The sequence below is a fragment of the Glutamicibacter sp. AGC84 genome (assembly GCF_053543575.1).
This window is the reverse complement of the sequence record NZ_JBLVOC010000027.1, coordinates 398,879-421,839: the sequence shown is the minus strand read 5'-3', so window position 1 is coordinate 421,839 and position 22,961 is coordinate 398,879. Positions and strand designations below refer to the sequence as shown.

17 protein-coding genes are annotated in these 22,961 nt (G+C 61.1%); 9 read left to right on the top strand and 8 right to left on the bottom strand.

Annotated features, from left to right (window positions below; genetic code table 11):
• Positions 1-62: 62 nt before the first annotated feature.
• From manA to ACNPN0_RS18325, 4 genes are all read right to left on the bottom strand, one after another.
• Positions 63-1,271 (bottom strand): mannose-6-phosphate isomerase, class I, encoded by a 1,209-nt coding sequence (gene manA / locus ACNPN0_RS18340; RefSeq protein ID WP_388024161.1) that lies wholly within the window; start codon positions 1,269-1,271, stop codon positions 63-65.
• Positions 1,272-1,337: 66 nt separating this feature from the next.
• Entirely contained in the window at positions 1,338-2,963 is a 1,626-nt protein-coding gene (locus ACNPN0_RS18335) for an LCP family glycopolymer transferase (protein WP_434691925.1), read from the bottom strand.
• A 17-nt stretch (positions 2,964-2,980) separates the two neighbouring features.
• Entirely contained in the window at positions 2,981-3,511 is a 531-nt protein-coding gene (gene purE, locus ACNPN0_RS18330) for a 5-(carboxyamino)imidazole ribonucleotide mutase (protein ID WP_105657464.1), read from the bottom strand.
• A gap of 74 nt (positions 3,512-3,585) precedes the next feature.
• Positions 3,586-4,746: a 5-(carboxyamino)imidazole ribonucleotide synthase gene (locus ACNPN0_RS18325; protein WP_402735629.1), complete on the bottom strand. Its 1,161-nt coding sequence runs from the start codon at positions 4,744-4,746 to the stop codon at positions 3,586-3,588.
• A gap of 176 nt (positions 4,747-4,922) precedes the next feature.
• Between ACNPN0_RS18325 and ACNPN0_RS18320 the strand changes: the two genes are divergently transcribed.
• Positions 4,923-5,492: a GtrA family protein gene (locus tag ACNPN0_RS18320; protein ID WP_105657466.1), complete on the top strand. Its 570-nt coding sequence runs from the start codon at positions 4,923-4,925 to the stop codon at positions 5,490-5,492.
• Here ACNPN0_RS18320 and ACNPN0_RS18315 read toward each other — a convergent pair.
• A complete protein-coding gene (locus tag ACNPN0_RS18315; RefSeq protein ID WP_332498482.1) occupies positions 5,489-6,217 on the bottom strand; it encodes a TIGR03089 family protein in 729 nt (242 codons plus the stop codon). The genes ACNPN0_RS18320 and ACNPN0_RS18315 overlap by 4 nt on opposite strands.
• A gap of 288 nt (positions 6,218-6,505) precedes the next feature.
• Between ACNPN0_RS18315 and ACNPN0_RS18310 the strand changes: the two genes are divergently transcribed.
• From ACNPN0_RS18310 to ACNPN0_RS18295, 4 genes are read left to right on the top strand one after another with little or no spacing between them, the layout of a single operon-like run.
• A complete protein-coding gene (locus tag ACNPN0_RS18310) occupies positions 6,506-7,030 on the top strand; it encodes a WhiB family transcriptional regulator (RefSeq protein WP_448937591.1) in 525 nt (174 codons plus the stop codon).
• Positions 6,976-10,500 (top strand): glycosyltransferase family 2 protein, encoded by a 3,525-nt coding sequence (locus ACNPN0_RS18305; RefSeq protein ID WP_448938971.1) that lies wholly within the window; start codon positions 6,976-6,978, stop codon positions 10,498-10,500. Before ACNPN0_RS18310 ends, ACNPN0_RS18305 begins: the two co-directional genes overlap by 55 nt.
• Entirely contained in the window at positions 10,500-13,121 is a 2,622-nt protein-coding gene (locus tag ACNPN0_RS18300; protein WP_448937565.1) for a DUF5719 family protein, read from the top strand. The genes ACNPN0_RS18305 and ACNPN0_RS18300 overlap by 1 nt, the downstream gene beginning before the upstream one ends.
• Before the next feature lie 26 nt (positions 13,122-13,147).
• Complete coding sequence (locus ACNPN0_RS18295; RefSeq protein WP_434691918.1) at positions 13,148-14,077, top strand: COX15/CtaA family protein; 930 nt, start codon at positions 13,148-13,150, stop codon at positions 14,075-14,077.
• Positions 14,078-14,088: 11 nt separating this feature from the next.
• Here the strand turns inward: ACNPN0_RS18295 and ACNPN0_RS18290 are convergent, their stop codons facing one another.
• The gene (locus tag ACNPN0_RS18290) at positions 14,089-14,547 is read right to left on the bottom strand and encodes a metallopeptidase family protein (protein WP_434691916.1); all 459 of its coding nucleotides are present in this window, start codon (positions 14,545-14,547) and stop codon (positions 14,089-14,091) included.
• Between the two features lie 91 nt (positions 14,548-14,638).
• Here ACNPN0_RS18290 and ACNPN0_RS18285 point away from each other — a divergent pair, with 91 nt between their 5' ends.
• On the top strand, positions 14,639-15,040 hold the full coding sequence (locus tag ACNPN0_RS18285; RefSeq protein ID WP_208294212.1) for a DUF3499 domain-containing protein: 402 nt from the start codon (positions 14,639-14,641) through the stop codon (positions 15,038-15,040).
• 284 nt (positions 15,041-15,324) lie between these two features.
• Positions 15,325-16,773, top strand: coding sequence for a TIGR01906 family membrane protein (locus ACNPN0_RS18280; RefSeq protein WP_434691914.1), 1,449 nt, complete (start codon positions 15,325-15,327; stop codon positions 16,771-16,773).
• A gap of 72 nt (positions 16,774-16,845) precedes the next feature.
• On the opposite strand, the gene ACNPN0_RS18275 is transcribed toward ACNPN0_RS18280, so the two are convergent.
• Both ACNPN0_RS18275 and ACNPN0_RS18270 read right to left on the bottom strand, forming a co-directional pair.
• A complete protein-coding gene (locus tag ACNPN0_RS18275) occupies positions 16,846-18,687 on the bottom strand; it encodes an AMP-dependent synthetase/ligase (protein ID WP_448937566.1) in 1,842 nt (613 codons plus the stop codon).
• Positions 18,688-18,765: 78 nt separating this feature from the next.
• Entirely contained in the window at positions 18,766-20,376 is a 1,611-nt protein-coding gene (locus tag ACNPN0_RS18270; RefSeq protein WP_332594734.1) for a dolichyl-phosphate-mannose--protein mannosyltransferase, read from the bottom strand.
• Between the two features lie 68 nt (positions 20,377-20,444).
• On the opposite strand from ACNPN0_RS18270, the gene rsmI reads away from it, so the two are divergent.
• Both rsmI and ACNPN0_RS18260 read left to right on the top strand, forming a co-directional pair.
• Positions 20,445-21,305: a 16S rRNA (cytidine(1402)-2'-O)-methyltransferase gene (gene rsmI, locus ACNPN0_RS18265; RefSeq protein WP_105657475.1), complete on the top strand. Its 861-nt coding sequence runs from the start codon at positions 20,445-20,447 to the stop codon at positions 21,303-21,305.
• 138 nt (positions 21,306-21,443) lie between these two features.
• Entirely contained in the window at positions 21,444-22,931 is a 1,488-nt protein-coding gene (locus ACNPN0_RS18260; RefSeq protein WP_105657476.1) for an NAD-dependent succinate-semialdehyde dehydrogenase, read from the top strand.
• The last annotated feature ends 30 nt before the right edge of the window (positions 22,932-22,961 follow it).

Genomic DNA, 22,961 nt, shown 5'->3' with positions numbered 1-22,961 from the left:
CCATGGCTCGCAGTTTTGCGTTTGGCCCCTATAGTGCCATGAAGGGCCTCAGTGCAGTGCAGCTAGTCGATCTGGGCGCTGGCTGCGAAGAGCTGGCCCGGAACGGTGCCCTGCAAGATGGCGGTGGCTGGCAGTTCGGCCGCGGTGAGGAACAACGACTGCCCGCGGCTGATGCTGCGTTCGCCTTCGCGGGTGGTGACCAGGAACTCACCGGCGGTGCACAGCAGCACAGCGGCACCGTGCAGCTGCAGATCAGCGGCAAGGCCCGGCTCTATGGGATCGAGTACCTGCAGCTGGAACTCTTCGAAGTCGGGCTTGTACAAGCGGTCATGGGTATCAAGGGCCACCGGCTCCAGGATCGGGGCAGGGGAGGGGGCAGCAATGGTGACGTCCAGCAGTTCGGGAACATCGATATGCTTGCTGGTCAGGCCTCCACGCAGCACATTATCCGAATTGGCCATGACCTCGATTCCCAAACCGCGCAGGTAGGCGTGGACGTTGCCGGCGCCCAGGCTGATGGCCTGGCCAGGCTCCAGGAAGATCAAATTCAGCAGCAGTGCGACCAAGACCCCCGGATCGCCAGGATAGATCTTGTTGATCGAGGCTAGCTCGGCGAAATGGGCATTGCCGTGCAATTCGGGGCTGCCTTCCACTGCTTCGCTGATCTGCGCTACCAGCTGGGAAATTTCCTCCCCCGCGGTCAGCACATGCTTGAAAGTCCGGGCCAGCGGATCGGTGCCCTGCAGCAGGTCGAGCAGCTGGCCTATCGGTGCATGCGCCGAGTCCGGCAGCTGCGCGGCCAGGATCTGCAGGTCTTCAACAATCTGCGCTGGTTGGCGGAAGCCCGATAGCGCCACGAAGTCGGTCAGGGCAAAGAGCATCTCCGGCTTGTGGTTGTCATCGCGGTAGTTGCGGTCAGCAGCATCCAACGGCTTGCCGTCCGCGTTTTCCTGGGCGAAACGCTCTTGCGCCTGCTTCAGCGTGGGGTGCGTCTGGATCGACAGCGGCTGGGTCGCCGAGAGCACCTTGAACAGGTAGGGCAGACGTCCGTAGCGCTGGGCGACTGCTGAACCCAGTATGTGCTCTGGATCCTGGGCGATGAAATCATTGAGCGCTGTCCCGCTATCGGAGATCCGGCTCGGGCACCCGGGATGGGCACCGAGCCACATCTCGGCCTGCGGGGTGGTTTCCGCGGGCAGATCGAGCAGATCGGAAATCTGCGAAGCAGATCCCCAGTGGTAGTCCCTAATCGCGTTTTTCAACTCGAACACGTCTTTTGACCATAGCCTTTCAGGAGCGGTAGTTGGGTCGCATGGCGGTCGGGGGGTCTTAACCGTTTACGGAACCGAGCATTCGTCGTTATTGGCCGCGATCTCTGAAATCAACGTGCGGTAGCCGGCCATTTCCAATTGCACCAAGTACTCTTCGGTGATCGGGCTGCCATCTGGCTGGGTGAATTCCGGGCTGTCCTCTTTCGACAGCTTCGGAGCATTGTTCACGTCAGTGGTTTCCGGCGCTTCTTCGGAAGCCTGGGTTGTTTCTTCCGGAGCAGAGGACTTGGAGGTGTCCTCGCTCTTTTCAGGATTGTCCTTCTTCTTTTCCTTCTTCTTCTCCGGTTCGTTCTGCTTTGCGATCAACGTCTGGATACGCTCTTGCAGCTTGCCGAAGTCGGGGTAGGTGGAGAAGCTGCGTTCGAAGTCCGGCGCACCGAGGGTCAAGCGGGCCATCGGCTCCTTGGAGACCTTCTCGGCCAGGGATACGAAGGAACCGAGCTGACCTGCTGGAATGTCGGTTTCAACGAGCTCTTCACCGGCGGACATGATCGAAGTGAAATTGCTCAGGATCGTTTGCGGCGTGAACTGCTTGATGATTCCCTGCTGCAAGCACTGCTGGCGCTTGATGCGGTGGTAGTCATCGGTGAAGTCGCGTGAGCGAGCAAACCACAATGCCTGCTTGCCGGTGAATTCGTGGGTGCCCGGTGCGAACCAGTGCGTGCGCACGGTGCTGTTTTCGTGGTATTTCCCGTTGTAGGGAACCCATCCGCCGGAGTCGATGGTGACCCCGCCCAATGCGTCGACAAACTGCTCGAACCCGGCCATGTTGATCATGACGTAGCCCTGGACAGGGAGCCCCGTGGTGCCTTCCAGCGCGTCCATGGCAGCTTGCGCGCCGACGTTCTTCACGGACTCGGGGAAAGCATCGGCGTGCTCGGTTTCGGCATTGCGGTAGATGGCGTTGAAGATGCATTCGTCGCCGCAGTTATAGCCTTCGGGCCAGATCTTCTCCATGGGAGAGCCCGGGGCAAAGCGCGCGCTCTGGAAGTTGCGTGGCACCGAGATCAGCAGGCTCTTGCCGGTTTTGGCATCAACAGAAAGCAGAGCCGCAACGTCGGTGCGGACGCCTTCGCGGTTGGCACCGGAGTCGGCACCGAACACTGCGATGTTGTAGCGCCCGTCGACTGGCTCGAAGGCGGGTCCTTCATCGAATACGGCCACAATGGTTTCGCGTCCGGTATTCAACAGCGAGGCGCCGTAGATGAAGACACCGCTGGTGGCCACCACGGCTGCCAGGGTGAAGATGGTAACGATGGCACGCATGCCAGGGGCCAGCAGCTTGGGCCGGATAATCACCAAGGTGTTGGTGAACATGATCAGCCAGCCCAGGGCCAGCGTGCCGAGCACGATGATCAAGAACAGCTGGAAGTTCGGGTGGGCAACCCAGCCGAGAATGATCGAGCGATCAATGAAGTACAGGGCAACCAGCGCAAGAATGGCCAGCCAGCAGGCCATGGTGATGGACACTGCGATCCGTCCAAGCTTGCGATTTCCCGCGACCAGCTGAGCGCCGCCGGGGAAGAAAATGGTCAGCAGGACCAGGATCAGAGCCCGCTTGCTGCGCTGCGGAGAGCTGATGGTCTCCGGCTGGCGCAACGGACTTGGTGCGCGGTGACTGGCAGAACCCATGTACTTTTGGACTTTCCCTAGGAAGCGAAATTCTCGTTGGCAACTTCAGCGCGCAAAGCCGAACCCTTGGCATGGGCTTGCTCGCGCAGTGAATCTGCAAACTGAAGCAACTTTACCTGTAACGATTCGGCTAGCTCATCGGTTCCCGCTGCGAGCATGCGCACAGCCAGCAGGCCGGCATTGCGTGCTCCGCCAATGGAAACAGTTGCTACGGGGACTCCTGCAGGCATCTGGACGATGGAGAGCAGGGAGTCCATTCCATCTAGTTTAGCCAGTGGAACTGGAACTCCGATCACCGGCAGCGGTGTAACAGCTGCAAGCATGCCCGGAAGATGCGCTGCACCGCCTGCGCCGGCGATGATTGCGCGCAGTCCGCGTTCGTGGGCTTTCTTGCCGTAATCGATCATTTCTTCTGGCATGCGGTGCGCCGAAACGACGTCCGCTTCAAAAGGGATTCCGAATTCGGCCAGTGCCTGTGCGGCCAGGCGCATGACCGGCCAATCGGAATCAGAACCCATTACGAGGCCGACCAGTGGTGCTTCAGACATGAGATATTTCCTTGCGGTGTTCTAGTAAGAGCCGCTGCCCGGTACGCGGCAGCGGCTCTTGATCAAAATAAAGTCTAGACGGCGGCTTCGATGCCGTCACGGATGAGCGCGGCAACCTTATTGGCCTGCGAACGAAGTTCATCTACGCTTTGCCCGGCGTTAGCCACAACGTTGACGTGGCCGATCTTGCGGCCCGGGCGCACGGACTTGCCGTAGGCATGGACTTTGACTTCTGGCGCTGCGGCCAAGGCGGCTTGGAAAGCCGAGTAGAGGTCCTGGTTGGCGCCGCCGAGGTAGTTCTTCATCACAGTCACGCCCAGCTCGCGGGTTTCGCCCAGCGGCAGATCCAGAACCGCACGCAGGTGCTGCTCGAATTGGCTGGTGACCGAACCGTTCATGGTCCAGTGGCCGGTGTTGTGCGGGCGCATGGCCAATTCGTTGATGACGAAACCGGCTCCTGAACCCGGGGTTTCAAAGAGCTCTGCGGCCATGACTCCGGTGACGCCGAATTCTTCGGCGATGCGCAAAGCCGCATCGGCTGCGGTGGCCGCGGTGGCTTCGTCAATATCCTGGGCAGGCGCGATCACTTCATCGCAGACACCATCAACCTGGATGGTGTGGACCACGGGCCAAGCCTTGGCCTCGCCTGAAGGGGTGCGGGCTACCAACGCGGAAAGTTCGCGGGAGAACTCGACCTTGTCCTCGGCCAGCAGCGGGCCATGGGCGAACCAGTCGGCGGAATCCCTGGCGTCTTGGGCATTGTCCAGCATCCGCACGCCCTTGCCGTCGTAGCCGCCGCGCGGGGTCTTGAGCACAATGGGCCAGCCGGTCTGCTCACCGAAAGCGATCAGGGCATCGACATCGTCAACCTTGGCCCACGCAGGGTTCGGAAGTCCGAGGCGTTCGATGGCCTCGCGCATGACCAGCTTGTCCTGGGCATGGATCAGCGCAGCTGGACGGGGCTGGATGTTGACGCCCTCATTGATCAGGGTGGTCAAGAATTCGTTGGGCACGTGCTCGTGGTCGAAGGTGACAACGTCCTTGCCCTTGGCGAATTCTCGCAGGGTTTCGAGGTCCTTGTAGTCGCCTACAGGAGCGTCGGGAACGCTTCGCGCAGCCGAAACATCAGGACCTTCGGCAAGAACATGCAGTTCGAAACCTAGGTTCAGGGCCTCGGGGGCCATCATTCGGGCTAGCTGCCCGCCACCAATCACACCAATTTTTGGAAAGCTCACGATTACAAGGGTATCGAAAGCGACGTTGAGAATCGCATGCGCGTTGTCTGATTACTCTCACAATTCGGTCAATTTCCAGAAAGTGCCGATAAAATAGCAAGATCGCGCGCTTCTCGTAGTGCTTAGCGCGCCTTGTTACTGCTAGCCAGACGGGAACAATATTCCCTGGAGGACAATTGCTCGAGCGCATCAAACTCAAAATAGCCGGACTCATCTCGTTGCTGTGGCGCGAGGTGGCGAAGTTCGGCGTCGTCGGTGGCGTTGCGTTCATCATCGACTCGGGGATCTACGTCTGGCTCCTGCACGGTTCCATGAGCGATTCCCAGGTTAAAGCGAAAATCATTGCTGGCGTCGTCGCGACGATGTTCTCTTGGGTGGCCAACCGCTACTGGACCTTCCGCCACCGCCGCCAGGCCAATGTGGTGCGCGAGCTCGTGATGTTCATCATCATGAATGCCATCGGATTGGGCATTGCCGCGGCCTGCGTATGGGTCACCAAATACTGGCTGGGCTTGACCGATCCGACCTCGGTGTTCATTGCCGGTTCGGTAGTCGGCTTGGTGCTAGGCACCATCTTCCGATTCTTCGCCTACCGTTTCTGGGTCTTCGGCAGCGCAATGGATGCGGAGGAAGAATTCGCCCACGACCACGAAGTTCTGGGCAATCACAAGGCCGATACCGGCGCTGACGCAGCGCACTCCGCTGGCCAGGCCGATACCGGCACGGTACCGACGGTGGCTCGCTAATCCGCTGGTTGGTAGTCGAAGTTGATGCGTTCGCCGTCGCGCAGGCGCTGGGTCACTTCCATCCCGTCTTCTACTAGCACAATTCCATCACCCGCTGCCCACTGGCCAATGGCGAAGGGCAGCAAGGAGAGCACGGGTTGCTGAGCACGCACTAGAATTGTTCCTTGCGCCTTAGCTTCGGTATCGAATAACGCAGCAAGGCTGACCGGGGCGTCACCATTGGTTGCGATGGCTGAGGCATCACCAGTTACTGGCGAGGGATAGAACTGATCCCCGTAGGTACGCACGGAGGCATTGAAGTCTTCTGCGACAGGGCCGAGATCCGAGCCGAAGGACAGCGCGAGAGCTGCCGGGTTCACGGCAAGGATTTCAGAGCTGCTGGGGATGCGCTCATCATCCGGTTGGGCTGTCACCCACACCGATGCCTGCTGTGCATCATCATGCCCAGCATCGACCAGCGTGGCGCCATGGTGCAGCGCGGCCAGGGCCACGACCAGGGACTTCCAATGCGCCGGCAAATCGAGCACCACGATCGAGTCTTCATCGAGGTCGAAAACCTCGCCCAAGAGATTGGCGCTTTTCGCGACCCAATTGTCAAATACCCGTCCGGACAGCTCGATGCGTTCCCCGCTGACGGAGTACCAGGTGAGCCATGGGGAGGCTGAACTGCGTCGCGGCGCGAGGAGATTCTCGACAAATGTTCGTGATTGTAGGCTATTGCTCATTGGATGTCCTTAAATTTAATTACTGAGAATTCACCGAGAATTCAGCCAAGACGGGACTCGCCCACCTCATGTGCGTCTTTTGACGGCGTGTTGTGCCGGGAGTTTCCTGAGAACTCTTCTTAGAATGACCTCCCCGCTTGACTCTAGCGGAGTTACACGGCTGTAATTAGATGGTGAGTCCGGGCAGGTTCATCACTTTTCGCTAGTTCGATGGAATAAATGCTGCCGGATGGATCGGGAGCAATGACGGCCCGATCTCCTCAAACCAATCGAAAGGTCAACATCACCATGGCGAATCTGGAGCAGGGGTACTCCGAATTTCCGACCTCGGCTGTTGCGTCGGCTCAATACGGGCTGGAGGACGCACCATCCGACTGGTTTGTCGATCCTCAAGCCGGTGAGTCCGCACGGGTTGCAGTTGCAGCCGATCTGGAGACCGCGGCCGACAGCTTCCTGAAAGAGCACGACACGTTATCCGACACCGAAGAAATCTCCTCGGTTGGCTCGTGGGCTCCTGAGCTCGACGAGGATGACGAAGTGCGCGAAACCATCAAGGCAGTTTGGCTTGGTGTTGGCGGCGAAGTTGACGAGGGCGAGCTGGGCTGGCAGGCCCGTGCTCTGTGCGCACAGACTGACCCTGAAGCGTTCTTCCCTGAAAAGGGCGGATCGACTCGCGACGCGAAACGTGTCTGCGGCGCATGTGTTGTCCGTTCGGAATGTCTAGAATATGCCTTGAGCAATGACGAGCGCTTCGGAATCTGGGGAGGGCTCTCAGAGCGCGAACGTCGCCGTCTACGGAAACGAGCAATCTAATTCGTCCGCCAATTCACGTCACCGCCATCGTTGCTTCGCACGATGGCGCTGACTTTTTACCACGCACTTTGGCCGCACTGCGAAACCAGTCCCGGCCTATCGAACGCTTCGTCGGAGTTGACGCTTCGTCCTCTGACGCATCGCTAGAGGTCCTGCGGGCGAACCTGCCTTCCAACTCCGCCTTGCTGGTGGCCGATGAAGGATCCCTGGGGCTGTCGCTGGAAGTAGCGGTTTCGCAACTTCCCGAAGCGCGTTCGGACCGTGATGAATGGCTATGGATTATCCATGATGACTCCATGCCTGCTCCCGACGCGCTGGAACAGCTGACGCGGACCGTTGAGGCCTCCGAATCGGTATCCATTGCCGGTTGCAAGCTGCTGGACATCGATAACCCGCGCCACCTGGTCGAGGTGGGGCTGAGCGTGGACCGCAAGGCCCAGCGCCTGACCATGATCGATATCGACGAAGTCGACCAGGGCCAGTACGACGGACGAAGCGATTACTTTGCCGTGTCCTCGGCCGGCATGTTTATCCGGCGCGAGGTCTTTGAGCAGCTGGGCGGATTCGACCCGGCAATTCCGGGCCGTGGCGACGACGTGGACCTCTGCTGGCGCAACCGCCTAGCCGGCCACCGCGTGGTCGTGGTGCCAAGTGCCAAGATGTACCACCAGGTCGAGGTCGTCGACTCGCTGGCAGGCCCACGCGAAGCCAAGCGCTCGGAAGTCTTCCAGCGCTTGAAGTTCGCTTCGCCTTTGGAACTGCCGTTCTTGTGGATTGGATTGCTGCTCGGCGGCATCGGCCACTTCCTCGTAGCATTGCTGGCCAAGGACCCGGGGCATGGCTTCAGCCACCTGGCTTCGGTCCTGCGCGGACTGTTCTCCCCGGGCAAGCTGGCCGCTTCGCGTCGCAACGTCGCCCAGATCCGCGAAATTCCACGCCGCCAGGTCCGCAAGCTGATGGTCTCCGGCGCACAGGTGCGCGAATACCGCCGCAATGTGAATACCGGGCGTGCCGATGGCGAGGACTACGGGGATGGCAGTGGTGCCGACGCGATGGTTGAACCTAGCGGTGACAACTTCTCCGACTTCGTGCGAATCGCCCGTCCGCCGCGCACCACCGCGGTACTCTCGCTGATTCTGGCGCTCTTGCTCTCCGGGGCCGCTTCGCTGGTTGCTTGGCGCAGCCTGCTTGGATCCACTGCTTTGTCCGGCGGCGCGCTGCGCCCGCTGTCCAACAGCAACCAGGAAATCGGCGCCAACGCCCTATCGTGGTGGCAGAACATCACCACCGGATTGAGCGCTCCGCCGGATAACTCCGATGTGCTGTTCTGGCTTTTCTCGCTGGTGACTTTCAACCATGCCAACGAAGCTTCGATCTATCTCTTCTTCGCCGCGATGCCGTTGGCCGCCCTGACCGCGTGGTGGGGCATTGGCGCGGTGAGCCGTTCGCGTGCTGTCCGGTTCTTCGCCGCATTGATCTGGGCCCTATTGCCTTCATTGGTCTCTTCGCTGGCCTCGGGACGAGTCGGCTCGGTTTTGATCCATATCTTGCTGCCGCTGTTCTTCCTGGCAATTATCCGTGCCATGAATGCCCATGTGGCCATCGAAGGCGCGAAGCCCAAGAACCCGAAGCAGCAATCCGTGTCCGCATGGACCGCTTCGGCTAGTGCGGCTTTGCTGCTCTGGGTGATTTCCGCGGGCTCCGTTTCATTCTTCCTGACCGCCAGCATCCTGATTTACGTTTTGGCCATCTTCTCGGTGCGCCGCGCACGCAGCCTGTGGTGGATCCCGCTGCCTGCAATCGTGTGGAATCTTCCGCTGCTGTTTGCCGGCCTGGGCGATCTGCGGCTGCTGTTCACCGAGCCCGGTGCGGCGCGCGCGTTCTCGCCAGCTGCCCCATGGCAGATGCTGCTGGGCTTCCCGGAATCCTTCAACGCCAACGCCTCGCTGGTGGGTTGGGACTTCCTGCCCGCCGGTCCGTGGGCCTTGGTCGCCGCACTGCTGGTCGGTGCTCCAATCATCTTGCTGGCTGTTTTCGGGACCTTGAGTTCTTCGCTCAGCCACAGTTCCAGCATGCGCCGGAACTCCCGCCGCCTGCTGTGGGGCGCAGTCCTGTCGCTGGCAGCGGGATGGGCCGTCGGTTTTGTCCCGTTCACCTTGGACTCGCACACCGCGGTGAGCGCCTACACCGGTCCGTTCGTCTCCTTTGCCATGTTTGCATTGCTTGCAGCTGCCGCCAACGCGCTAGCTGCCCTGCGCCATGAAGATCAGCCGCGCTCGATGCGGATGCAGGGTTCTCGTCCGGCGATGAGCCTGATGGCCGCATTCAGCGTGCTCGCGGTTCTCGCTTCCGGCGCCGTGCTGCTTGGTGCCCAGCTGAATCCGGCCGCGGAGTCCGAAACGCTGACGTCCCTGAATTCGGCTCAGCAGGTCCACAGCTCCCAGCCTCGCACCCTGCCTGCCACGGCAGCCGATGCGGGCCGCTCCGAATTCCAGAAGCGCACCTTGGTGCTCAGCCCGCGTTCCTCCGGTGAAATCGACAGCCAGTTGGTTTCGGGCTCCGGTGAAACCCTGGACAGCATCAGCCGCTACTCGCAGGTCAAGCAGCTGGCCGGACCGCTGCTGGAACCTGAACGCAATGAAGCTTCTGCCACCGCGCAGGTTCAGAGCAAAGCCGTAGCGATGCTGCTCTCCGAGTCTGCATTGGATTCGCGCGAATCGTTGCGCGACTTGGGCGTGGGCTTTGTCGTGCTCAACGAGACTGGTGAATCTGTCCCAGCGACCGTGCGCATCCTGGATGCGGCAACTGGGCTGGCATCGGTCGGCCAGACCGACAGCGGCTGGTTGTGGCGAGTGGATTATGAAGCCGATGAAGAGAATCAGGGCGCTGGATTTGCCCGCGTTGTCGCTGAAAACGGTGACGTGAGCGTATTGCCGACCCAGCGTGGCAAGATCGCCAATCTGGAAATTCCGGCTTCTGATGCCAAGCGGACCCTGGTCCTTGCAACCGCGTCGGATCCGAAGCTGCGGGCCAGCGTTGATGGCGAATCCTTGCGTTCGGTGTCCTATCCCGAGGATTCGGAAACTCGATGGGCCCAGGCTTACGAGCTTCCTGCCGAGGGCGGCAAGCTGACGTTGTCGCACAAGGACTCCACGGCCATACCGGTTCTGGTGCTCAGCGCGATAGTTCTGCTGATTACCGTCCTCCTGGCCATTCCAGTGCCAAGCTCGCGGCGATTCGCCAACTACCGCAACAACGAATACCGCTTCCGTGAACCACGCGGCGAAAATGAAGAACTCGCCGACGGCTCGGCCGTTTTGGCGGCCGCCGAAGTCCAGAGCCCGGCTACCGGCACCATGCCACTGAGCCGCCGCGAGGCACGCGAACGCGCCAGCGAGATGCGTGAGAACTTGACCCCGAAGCTCAGCGACCGGATTTCGGACGCCGATGCCGAGCAGGAGAAGAAGTAGTGAGCGACGAGAAGAACGTGAACTCAGCGGATTCTGCTGACAAGCCAGCTGAACAGACCCCGGCCCCGAAACCGGCCTCCGCGCAACCAGAAGCCAAGGACACCACCCCAGTGTCGGCGACGCTATCGCGTGCTGAGACAAAGGCTGCCAAGGCCCGGGCCAAGGTCGATGCCAAATTGGACAAGGCCCGCGCCAAGGAAGCCCAAGCCCGGTCCAAGGCCGAAGCGAAGAACGCCGAGAAAGCGGCGAAGGCTGAAGCCAAGGCCGCTCAGCGGGAAGAACCTAAAGCAAAGCCACAGCCCGAGGCGAAGTCAGGGAACAAGGATGCCACGGCAGCCGTGCCCACCGCGCAGGCTGCCCAGGCGAAGGCTCAAGGCGAATCGGCGGAACAGAAGCCGGCTCCCAAGCCGGACTCCGTTCAAGCAGGATCGGTGCAGCCCGAGGCTGCGCACGCCAAACTGCCTGCAGCTGATGCAGGCGCCGCGGGCACCCCTGATGCAGCTGCGCAGCCGGAACACGCCCAGGACGCCGAGCCTGCCAAGGACGCCGGCCCAGCCGCGGCTGGAAGCAAGACGGGACCTGTTGCCGCCCAGGACGCTGGACCGAAGAAGCCTGCAGCCCAGGACCCGGTAGTTGTTCCCGAACCAGTCAAGCCGCCAGCTGCAGAAGAGGCTGGGTCTTCCAAGAAGCAGAACGATGCCGGGGACTCCGCGGAGCAGCAAGGCGCAGCTGCGCAAGTTGCCGGCGTGGCAGCCACTGGTGCCGCAGCTGGCGCTGGTTCCACCGGGGCTGAGAAGAACCAGCCGGCCGGCCCGGAGCCTGGAGAAGAAGCCGCGAAGGCATCAGAACCGGAAGATCCGAAGGCTGCCAAGCGCCGCCATCGGCTGGAGAAGGTTCGCGCGCGGAACGCCGCGAAGGAAGAACTTGCCGCTGCCAGTGCGCTGGCTGCGCCTGCAGCCAGGCCGCAGGCGGAATCGGTGGACGGCAACGTATCGAAGCGTCGCCAGAAGCTGGACAAGGCCCGCGCCGCGGCCTCCAAGGATGCGGCTGCCGCGCCGACGCGCAAGAAGACCGGCGCGGTTCTGCTCAGCCTGGTAGCCGTTGCGGCTGCCGGCGCTGCAGTGGGTGCCGGATCAATTTTTGCCCCGGCACCGGCCGAGAAGTCGTTGCCAGCTGCCGTGACGAACCTGCCCGCAGGTGACTCCAGCAGCGTTTGCTCGGCAACCCCGCAGCTGCTCAAGGGCGTGGAAGGCACCGATGCGCAGTTCGCCCCAGGTGCCAAGGACATTTCCAGCAACCTGCGCAGCATTGCCGTTTCGGATCTGGCCAAGCGCATTCCGGGCTCCTCCTTCACCAAGCTCGATGGCAGCGGCGCGCATGAGCTGACTGGACGCATCGCTGAGGATGAAGCTGCCGAGGCCCGTGGCGCTGATGATGAGGGCCTGACCGGCCGCGCCAGCAAGATTTCAACTGCCAACGATATCGATGACGCCCAGGTCTACACCTTGCAGCCGCTGGGCGAACTCGCTTCGAAGGGCAGCGCCGTGCGCAGCTACCAAGCCAAGGATGGCGACCTGGCAGGGCTTGCTGCCGCAACGTGCCAGGCCCCGGCGTCCAACTGGCGATTCACCGGCCTGCAGACAAGTACCGGATCCACCAGCGTGATGCATTTGGCCAACCCAACGCACACCACCGCCCAGGTATCTCTGCGGCTTCGCGGTCCAGACGGCTTGATCGACACCTCGACGCTGCAGAACATTGTCCTGGCAGCGGGGGAGAGCCGGGCCATCGTGCTCGGCGGCTACGCGCAGAACCTGAATTCTGTTTCGGCTGAAATCACCAGCGTCGGCGGAAAAATCACTGCATCGGTCCAGCAGGCCGCTCTGCGCGGTTTGACCCCGTCGGGTGTTGAACTGGTCAGCGCCAACGCGACAGCTTCCAACAATCAGGTGATTCCGGGAGTATGGATCGAGAGCAAGGAGAATATTTCCAAGCTCAGCAAGGACAACAAGTCCTTGGTTCCACAGCTGCACGTTGCGGCAACCGGTTCCTCGGGCGCTGGATTCAAGGTGAAGGTCCTGGGCGAAGACGGCGAAGTCGCCGCCAGCTTCGACGATAACCTCGCCGTCGACTCCGACGCGACGAAGATTGTGGATCTGACCCAGCTGGCTGGTGGCTATTACACGGTAGTTGTCGAGTCCGATGCTCCGGTCACCGCAGCGGTGAAGATGGTTCGCGGTGCGGACCCGAAGGATTCCTCGGACACTGCCTGGGCGGTGAGCTCCAACGCGCTAGCCGGTACGCAGGCCATGCCGCTGTCGGCTAATGGCACTGGGAAATTCGCCATCGCCGCCGTAGCTGCAGACTCAGCGGTGGAAGCCGTGGTGGTCAATAAGGACGGCAAGCTGGAGGAACCGAAGAAACTCCAGATCAAGGCCGGGCAGAATATCGTCTTCGATCCGAAATCTGTCTCCGAAGACGCCCAAGCAGTCATCTTCTCGACGGATGCCAACGCTTACCTGGCCCAGCTGGTGCTCGGTTCCGAACGGTCCATCGCTTGGGCTGCCATGCCACAGGCGAATGCCGGGCGCGACGGCATTGTGGTGAACATCGGCGGCTAGGAATCCGCTATTAAGGAACTGGATAATTGAAGACCCCTTTCGCATGGCTGGCTGAGCGAATCACGCTGGAACGTCGTTCGCTCAAGGCAGCTTCGCTATCGGCAATGATCGCAGCGATTCTGATTATTGTCGGCGGCGGTGTCGTTCGAGTCACCGGGTCAGGACTAGGCTGCCCCGACTGGCCAACCTGCACCGGCGGTTCCATCGCGCCAACCGCTGAGATGGGGATTCACGCGACCATCGAGTTCGTCAATCGGCTGCTCACCTTTGTCCTGTGCGCAGCGGTTGGTTGGGTCATCATTGCCGCCCGCCTGCAACGCGACCCAGTTCCGGGCATCACCCGCTGGGCGTGGTTCCAGTTCTGGCTTGTTGTGCTCAATGCGGTCATTGGCGGGATCACCGTCTGGGTGAAACTGAACCCCTACGTAGTTGCCGCCCATTTCCTGGCCGCGACCTTGCTGCTCACTGCCGCTGCGGCCACCTGGGACAAGGTGCAGAATCTGGGAAACGCCGGATCAAAAGCCAGTGCGGATTCGCTGAAGTCGCTGGGAACCTGGTTAGTTGTTCTCAGCGCCCTGCTCGTCATCATTGGCACCGGGGTGACCGGCTCAGGTCCGCATGCCGGAGACTCGGCCGAGGTCCCGCGGATGGGCTTCGACTGGCTGCAGATCACTCTCGTGCATGCCGCAGCAGCCGTGGGCGCACTGGTTGTTGCTTTGGTGATGTGGCGTCAAGCAAGAAAAGAACAAGTACCGGACGTGGCGCACAAAGCCAAGCTCTACCTCTGGGTATTGGCCGGACAGGGGCTGCTCGGAGCGATCCAGGCCATGACCAGCCTGCCAGAGCTGCTTGTGGTCGCCCACCTGGTTGGTGCTGCGCTGGTATGGATCGGTGCCGTGCGCGTTGGCCTGGCCTCCCATGCGCCGGGACGTGAAAGCCGGATCCAGGCCAGCTAGGGAAGATGGCCCTAGTAGTCCGGATCCTCAGGGAAATACGCGGGGTCCACTTCCGAGATGGGTTTCATCCAAAGCTGCGCGACCTCGTGCACCACGCACTGATGGACCAGATCCAAGAGTTCGCCGGTGTTTTCCGCAATCTGCTCAATGGGCAAGCGATAAATGATGATGCGCGCTGGGCGGCTAGCCGAAGCTGGCTTTGATGATGCAAGCGGCACCCGCTCGCCCAGTGCAGCAGCCTGTTCCAGCAGCTTGTCACTGGGCACCGGATCAATCAGGAAATCGATCTTTTCAATTTCTCCGGGCCAGCGTTCCGAGAGCCTTTGCGCACTGGCCATCACGGCATCATCAAATCGTTCCGGCCGTGAACGGTAAGCAGGAAGATGCATGGGCATCAGCGGGCCACGCCGCCCGCGTCCGTGGCGGTGGCGACGGGAACCGCTTGGCGGATCAGGCAACTTGGAGTTCATTAACTCAGCCTAGCGCTTGCGACACTGTGCCGGTGCCCATCAGCCCGCAAATGGGCGAAGATCCCAAGGATGTGCTGACCAGCCGAGTAGAATGGCAAACGTGGAAGGTCTTCGTCTTTGTTCTCGCCCAGCCTGCCGTGAAACGGCCCGCGCTACTCTTACCTACGTATACGCAGATTCAACTGCTGTTCTTGGGCCTTTGGCGACGTACCCGGAACCGCACTGCTACGACCTGTGCGCCCGCCATGCGAACCGTCTGACAGTTCCCAGCGGGTGGAGCCTGATCCGCGGAGCCATCCCGGATGTGCTTGAACCAGAAGATGAGCTGAACGCGTTGGTGAATGCCGTCCGCGATCGCGAACCAAAGGTTCGCGAACCTCGCCACGCATCGGATTCGCCCATTGATTCGGTCCGTCCCCGCGATATCCGTGCACAGCGCTTTGACACTCGCGTCCGCTTGGCTGTGCTCCCAGCTGGCGACGAAGAAGCCTAGACCTTCTTCTCGAAGAATTCTTGAACCTGCATCGGCACTTTGGCGGCATCTGCAGCGCCTCTTTGTGTCCTAGCTGAAATCCAATTGTGGTGTGGTAATCCGTCAGATGACTCGCCTCGCTGGATATGCTAAAGGCGCGTGGGCCGTACTCGGCCCGTAAAGCAACCCCAAAACAGCACACCATCGCGCGAATTGCAGGAGGACTCCTCATGGCTGAGGCGGCGAAAAACCCCACTGGAGGGCAAGGAACTACGGGCCAGCCGGCACCGGCTGCCACTGGCAACATGCCAAGCCCACAGACCAGCCTGAGCCAAAAAGCTGAAGAGCTTACTGCGCGCCTGGAAAAGCACAAGAACCAGGCCCAGGCAAACGCCGCTGCCCAAAAGGAAGACGCCCGCAAAGAGGCCATCCGCCGCGCGATGTCCGGCAAAACCGACGCCGAGACCAAGAACCCAACTGCAGCTCCTGCAGCCAAGGCGCAGCCTGCCCCCGTGAAGCCAGCGGCAGACAAGCCTGCCGCGACCCCTGAGGCCAAGCCTGCTGCGGCCAAAGCCCCGGCAACCAAGCAGCCGGTCAAGCCAGCGCCCGTCAAGCCCGCGGCGTCCAAGCAGGCAGCCGCCAAGCCAGTTGCGGCCAAACCTGCGGCCGCGAAGCCTGCCGCCAAGGCGCCCGCTGCGAAGCCGGCCGCCAAGGCCCCCGCTGCGAAGCCGGCCGCTAAAGAGCCAGTAGAAGATGTCATTCGCGCCATCAAGCTGCCGCACGAAATCGAAGCTGAGAAGCAGGTGCAAAGCGAAGCCGTAGCCGGTGCCGGGAAGTCCGCTGAGCCGCAAGCCAGCGAGAAGGCAACCACCGCGCAAAGCGTGCCACCGGTGTCTGCTGCTCCGAAGACCGGATCCCTGCCAACAACTAAGGCTGCCGTTGCCCAAGCACGCAACCGCGTCTTTGGCAGCTACGCGCCAGAACCGGAACCTTCCGAAGCGGCCGTGAAGCGCCGGGTTGCGCGCGAACGGGCACTGAACTCGAAGCCGGCCCTGGGCCGTACTGCCCAGGTGATCGTGGCTCTGGTCTTCCCGCTGTTGACCTTGATCGCTGCCATCCGTTTGGTCGCCACGCCGGCTTTCCTGGCCCTGGCTTACGGCCGCCCTGGATTCCCGAGCGATTCCTTTGGTTTCACCGATCCTGAACGCCTGACCTACGGCAGCTACGGTGTGGATTACCTGAACAACTTTGCCGGCCCCGAATACTTGGCCGGCCTGAAGCTTTCCACCGGTTCAAGCATGTTCACCGAAGGGGAAGTCCAGCACATGGTGGACGTGAAGAACCTCATCGGGTTCGCCTATATCCTCGGAGCTGTTCTAGCGGTCATCTTGATCATCGGTGTTTGGTACCTCGCCAAGCGCTATGCAGGCGGCGTACGGCGTGCATTGTTCTCGGGAGCGATCTTGGCCTTGGCGGGCATTGCTGCGCTTGCCGTCTCCGCGATTGTGGGATGGGACAATTTCTTCACCCAATTCCATGCCCTCTTCTTCTCCGAGGGCACCTGGACCTTCAACGTCAGCGATACGCTGATCCGCCTGTACCCAGAGCAGTACTGGCTCGATAGTGCCATTGGCATCGCCGTGCTGGTGCTGGCCACGATCGTCGCTGTATTGATCAGTTGCTGGCCAACAGGCCGCCGCCGTGAGGCGGCCCGGCTGCGCCAGGAGGCCCGTGCGTTCGGCATTGGCAACTAGCTGGCACAAGGCTTAAAGCACTGGGGGAGCAGTTCATGGTGAACTGCTCCCCATTGCTTTACCCAGTGGGAATTACTGGCGGTAGAGGGCTTCCACGCGGCCTTCGAATTCTTCGAGAACGCTCTGGCGCTTGAGTTTCAACGAGTTGGTCAGGTGCCCGGAAGCTTCGGTGAATTCCTCTTCCAGGACCACGAACTTGCGAATGGACTCAGCCTTGGAAACGGTCAAGTTAGCGGTATCCACGTAGCTCTGGACCTCGGCGATCACTGCTGGGTTGATCGCCGCCTCAGCCAGGGTCATTGCTCCAAGCCCCTTGGCCTTGGCCCACAGCACCAGTTCTTCGGGATCCAGGGTCATCATGGCCGTAATGAATGGGCGCTGTTCGCCAGCCAGTACGCACTGGGAGACGATGCGTCCGGCCCGGACCATCTCTTCCAACGGGCCAGGGGAGACGTTCTTGCCGCCGGCGGTGACGATCAGTTCCTTCTTGCGGCCAGTGACCTGTAGGAATCCTCCATCATCCAGGACACCGGTGTCACCAGTCTTGAAATAGCCGTCTTCATCGAAGACTTCAGCCGTGGCGGCAGGATTGTTGTGATAGCTCGCAAAAACCCCAATGCCCTTGACCAGGATTTCACCGTCATCAGCGATCCTGATGGAGGTGCCGGGAAGCGGACGACCCACGGTGCCCACGCGGATTCGTGATGCTTGATTCACGGTGGCTGGGGCGGTGGTTTCGGTCAGGCCGTAGCCTTCGAGCAGTTCAATGCCAGCGCCGCGGAAGAAATGAGCCAAGTCCGGGTTCAACGCACTGGCTCCGGAAATCGCGTAACCGCAGTGGCCGCCAAAAACGGCCTGCAACTTCGGGTAGAGGACCTTGCTGAACAAGGCATGGCGGGCACGCAGGCCCAAGGGCATGCGAGTCTTGAGGCCACGCGCACGCGCGTCACGGATCTTGGAAACCTCGATGGCTGCCTGTTCTGCCTTGAGGAACAGCTCGGCCTTGCCACCACGTTCGGCCGTGGCCAAAGCGGTGGTGCGAATTTTCTCGAAGACTCGCGGCACGGCCAGCAGGAAGCCGGGCTTGACCGCGGACATGTCCTCGACAAGATTAGCCATGGAACTGGAATGCGCAATCACCGATCCGCCGTGGATGCAGGTCTGCTGGACGGCACGAGCCAATACGTGGGCCAGCGGCAGGAACATCAGCGTTCGGCGCTCTTCACCGAGCACTTCGAGCATATGGCCGGCCAGATTATGCGCCACCATGGCAAAGTTCGAGTGGGTCATGTTGCAGCCCTTGGGACGCCCGGTGGTACCCGAGGTGTAGACCATCGTGGCCACGTCCTGGAGGGTCATGGAAGCACGGCGGGATTCGACCAGCTGCTCATCGACTTGGTTGGCAGGAACCATCAGCTGATGCAGGCCAGCGGAGGGAATAAGCGTCTTGTCCGCCGTCTCGGAGCCTTCAAAGATGTGGGTGCGTACCGGTTCGCCCAGCTGAGCCGCCGCCTGGCGGACGTTGGCGCGCAGCTCGTGGTTTTCGGCGAAAACCACGCGCGCACCGGAGTCGCGCAGGATCCATTCGATCTGGAAGGCGCTGGAGGTTTCGTAGATGGGGACCGTCACGCCTCCGGCGAACCACACCGCTTCCTCTGCCAAAGCCCATTCATAGCGGGTACGGGAAATAATGGCGACCTTGTCACCGGGCTGCAGCCCATCATTGATCAGCGCCATTGCCAGGCGCTTGACATCAATGAGGAAATCACCGGCACTGAGATCATGCCAGGTGCCGTCGCGCTGCACGCTGAACAGTGGCCGTTGCGCCCCACGTGCTACGCGATCAAGGAGTAGGTTCGTCGTGTTTACTTCTGGTGCTAGATCAGTGAGTAGCTCGACGGTTACTTCTTGCATTGAAGAATTGTCCTTTGGGATTCGATGGTCGTCTTAGTGGCCTATTTCATGGAAACAGGTGGCCAAGCCACGGGCAGCCTAGCCCCAGCTGGGGAGCCACACGTGCAAGCGCCAGTAGTCATCCGCGATCATTTCCCCACTCCAGATAGGCCAGAAAAAGGCCGACGTGACTAGGAATAACGCCATGAATATGGTGAGTACGATGATGCGTGATCGGTGCGCGGCACTGGAATTAGGGTCGCGTGGAATGAACCTGCCAATCATATACGTCAACGCGAGTACCATGAACGGAACCAGTGGCAGGGTGTAGAAGAAGAACATCGTGCGCTCTGGGTACATCAGCCACGGCAGGAACCCGGCCGCCACCGATGAGAGGATCGCTCCGGCCCGCCAATCCCGGGCGCCAATCCACCACAGAATCAGCAAGAACATGCTGATGGTGCAGGCCCACCACATCAACGGGTTAGGCAGGTCGGTAATGACCTCGGTGCAACGCTCCAGCCCGCAGCCGTTGGCTCCCTTGTCGTAGCCTTCGAAGTAGAACAGCACTGGACGTCCGGCGAAGGGCCACGTCCACGGCGAGGATTGCCAGCCATGCTCGGAGTCGAGCCCGGTATGGAATTCGTAGCCAGCCTGGTGATAGTGCCACAAGGAACGCAACGGCGAGGGCAGCCAGCTAATGCCTTCGCCGGGATTCTCCTCGGCCCAATGGCGGTATCGGCCGCCCTGGGTGATCAGCCATCCGGTCCACGTGGATAAATAGGTCAGCAGCACCAGCGGCAGCATGGTGAAGAAGGAATAGATTCCGTCGCGGATGAATGCCGCCGACTGCCACTTGTGAACTCCTGCGGTGCGCCGCGCACCAAAGTCCCAAAGCACCGCCATGAGGCAGAATACAGCTACGAAGGACAGCGCCGACCATTTAATGCCAACTGCGCCACCGAGCATGATCGCTGCGATCAGCCGCCATGGGCGCCACCAGAGCATGGGGCCATGAACGAGCAGGAAGTCATCTGGCCGGTTCCCCTCGGGCACTGAAAGCTTCCGGGCAAGCACGGTTCTGCCATGTATCCGGTCTTTGAGCAGGGCATAAAATGCGGCAAGCACAAAGAACATCAAGAAGATGTCCAGCAACGCGGTGCGCGACATGACTATGGAATGGCCGTCGATGGCCATAAGCAAACCGGCGATGCCGGCAAGGACGTGGGAACCGAAGAGCAAGCGGGCGCACAGGGTGACTAGCAGGACCGAGAGGGTGCCGACCAACGCTGTGGAAAAACGCCAGCCGAAGCCATTGAAATCACCGAAGAGGAGCATGCCCACGCCGATCATCCACTTGCCCAGCGGCGGATGGACGACAAAGGAAGATTCAGCTTCCAGCTGCGGGTCGCCCGCGATGAACTTCCCATCGCTGTCGTCAGCCCATTCGCGCTCGTATCCGCTTTGCAGCATCGCGAAAGCGTCCTTGACGTAATAGGTTTCATCAAAGATCAGCAGGTGCGGGTGCGCCAGATTGACGAAGCGCAAAAGGCCGGCAATGAGTGTCACGACCAGCGGAATGATCCACATCAGCGGGCCGCTGGGAGCCACCACAGGCAGGAGCCGCTGTTTCAGGCTCTCGAAAGTGAAGGCCTGTCGCGCCGAGCGTACGTGGCCGGAGTCCGGAGTGTCTAAAACCGAGGTGCCCATCACCAATTCATGCTACCGGTGGAAAGTCCAGAAAGTGGGCTTTTCCTGCGTCGCGTAGGCTTAAGAATGTGCAGAACTCAGATAATGAGGGCGTAATCGTCCTGGGAGCCACCCCGATTGGCAATTTGTCCGACGCCTCCCCGCGTCTGCGGGAGATTATGGCCAGTGCCGATATCATCGCCGCGGAGGACACCAGAAACTTCCACCACCTGGCCCATGCCCTGGGCATTAAAATCACTGCGAGGGTGATGAGCCTGCATGAGCACAACGAGGCTCACAAGCTCTCCGAGGTGATTGACCTGGCCGCCGAGGGCGCGACTGTGCTGGTGGTTTCCGATGCAGGAATGCCGGCGGTATCGGACCCCGGCTACCCATTGGTGGCCGCTGCCTTGAGTGCTGGCATCCGTGTCACCGCGGTACCGGGCCCTTCTGCGGTGCTCACCGCGCTGGCCCTGTCCGGATTGCCAACTGGCCGTTTCACCTTTGAAGGCTTCCTGCCGCGCAAGGCGGGGGAACGCCGCAAGCGCCTGGATTCCTTGCTCGCCGAAGATCGCACCATGGTGTTCTTCGAGGCTCCTCACCGGCTGAGCGACTTCCTGGATGCCGCTATCGAAGCATTTGGCCAAGACCGCCAGGCCGCCGTAGCCCGCGAGCTGACCAAGAAGTTTGAAGAGGTCCGTCGAGATTCACTGGCAAATCTGCGCGCATGGGCAGAAGATGGCGTACGCGGAGAAATTGTTGTGGTTGTCCACGGAGCCCCGGAAGCCGAGGCCGCATCCATCGAGGATTTGCTTCCCAAGGTTGCAGCCCTCGTGGAGGAAGGCATGCGCATGAAGCAGGCCGTGGCCGAAGTGGCCGAAAAATTCGGCGTGCAGAAACGCGAGCTTTATGAAGCTGTTTTGGCAGCACGTCACGAAGCGGGAAAATAGCCGAAGTCGCATAGGCTAAATGCACAATGAATGCTCGCGTTTATCGTGCAGACGGCAATTTACAGCCACCACCTGCCAGGAATAGCGTAGACATCAAAGACGATCAGTTTTCATTATTTTCTATCAGGAGATGCTCGTATGTCGATTACTGCCCAGCGCGAAGCGGAACTGCTTGCCAAGGTGCCAACCGGCCTATTGATTAATGGCGAATGGAGGGATGCCTCCGACGGTGGCACCTTCGACGTGCTCGACCCGGCTACCGGCGAGAAGCTGCTGACGCTGGCCAGTGCTACGAGCGAAGACGCAATGGCTGCACTGGATGCAGCTGACGCAGTCCAAGCCGAATGGGCACTGACCGCACCACGCGAACGCGCGGAGATCCTGCGCCGTGCTTTCGACCTTGTCACCGAGCGCAAGGATGACTTCGCGCTGCTGATGAGCCTGGAAATGGGCAAACCACTGGCCGAGGCCTATGGCGAAGTAACCTATGGCGCCGAATTCCTGCGCTGGTTCTCCGAAGAAGCCGTACGCCACTACGGCCGCTACCTCACCACCCCCGAGGGCAAGAACAAGGTCCTGGTCCAGCACAAGCCGGTTGGCCCATGCCTGCTGATCACCCCATGGAACTTCCCGCTGGCCATGGCTACCCGCAAGGTCGGCCCGGCAGTAGCGGCAGGCTGCACCATGGTGCTCAAACCAGCCAAGCTGACCCCGCTGACTTCCCAGCTTTTCGCAGCCACGATGATGGAAGCAGGCCTTCCAGCTGGTGTGCTGAACGTGGTCTCCGGCGCTTCGGCCTCGAAGATCTCCGGCCCGCTGATGCAAGATGACCGCCTGCGCAAGGTTTCCTTCACCGGCTCGACCCCGGTGGGCAAGCAGCTGATGAAGGACGCCGCAGACAAGGTCCTGCGCACCTCGATGGAGTTGGGTGGCAACGCACCATTCATCGTCTTCGAGGATGCCGATCTGGATGCTGCTGTCGAGGGCGCCATGGCAGCCAAGATGCGCAACATGGGCGAAGCCTGCACCGCTGCTAACCGCTTCCTGGTCCATGAGGACGTTGCCGAGGAATTCACCGCCAAGTTCGCTGCAGCGATGAAGGCCCTGAAGCCAGGACGCGGCACCGAAGCCGACACCACGGTAGGCCCGCTGGTCGAGGAAAAGGCCCGCGACGAAGTCCACTCGCTGGTTGAAGCCGCCGTCGCCGCCGGCGCGACTGCCATCACCGGCGGTGCGCCAGTTGACGGCCCGGGCTACTTCTACCAGCCAACCGTGCTGGCCAATGTCGCCAACGACGCCAAGATCCTGAGCCAGGAAATCTTCGGCCCAGTGGCACCAGTGACCACGTTCAAGGATGAGGCCCAGGCTATCAAGCTGGCCAACTCCACCGAATACGGTTTGGCTTCCTACATCTACTCGCAGGACTTCAACCGCATGTTCCGTGTTTCGGAGCAGATCGAATTCGGCCTGGTTGGATTCAACGCTGGCGTGATCTCCAACGCCGCGGCACCATTCGGTGGCGTGAAGCAGTCGGGCCTGGGCCGCGAAGGCGGCGCCGAAGGCCTGGAGGAATACACCACCGTGCAGTACATCGGCATTGCCGATCCTTACGCAGCCAAGAAGTAGATTCTCCAGCTCGCGCCAAGGCCCCCCCGG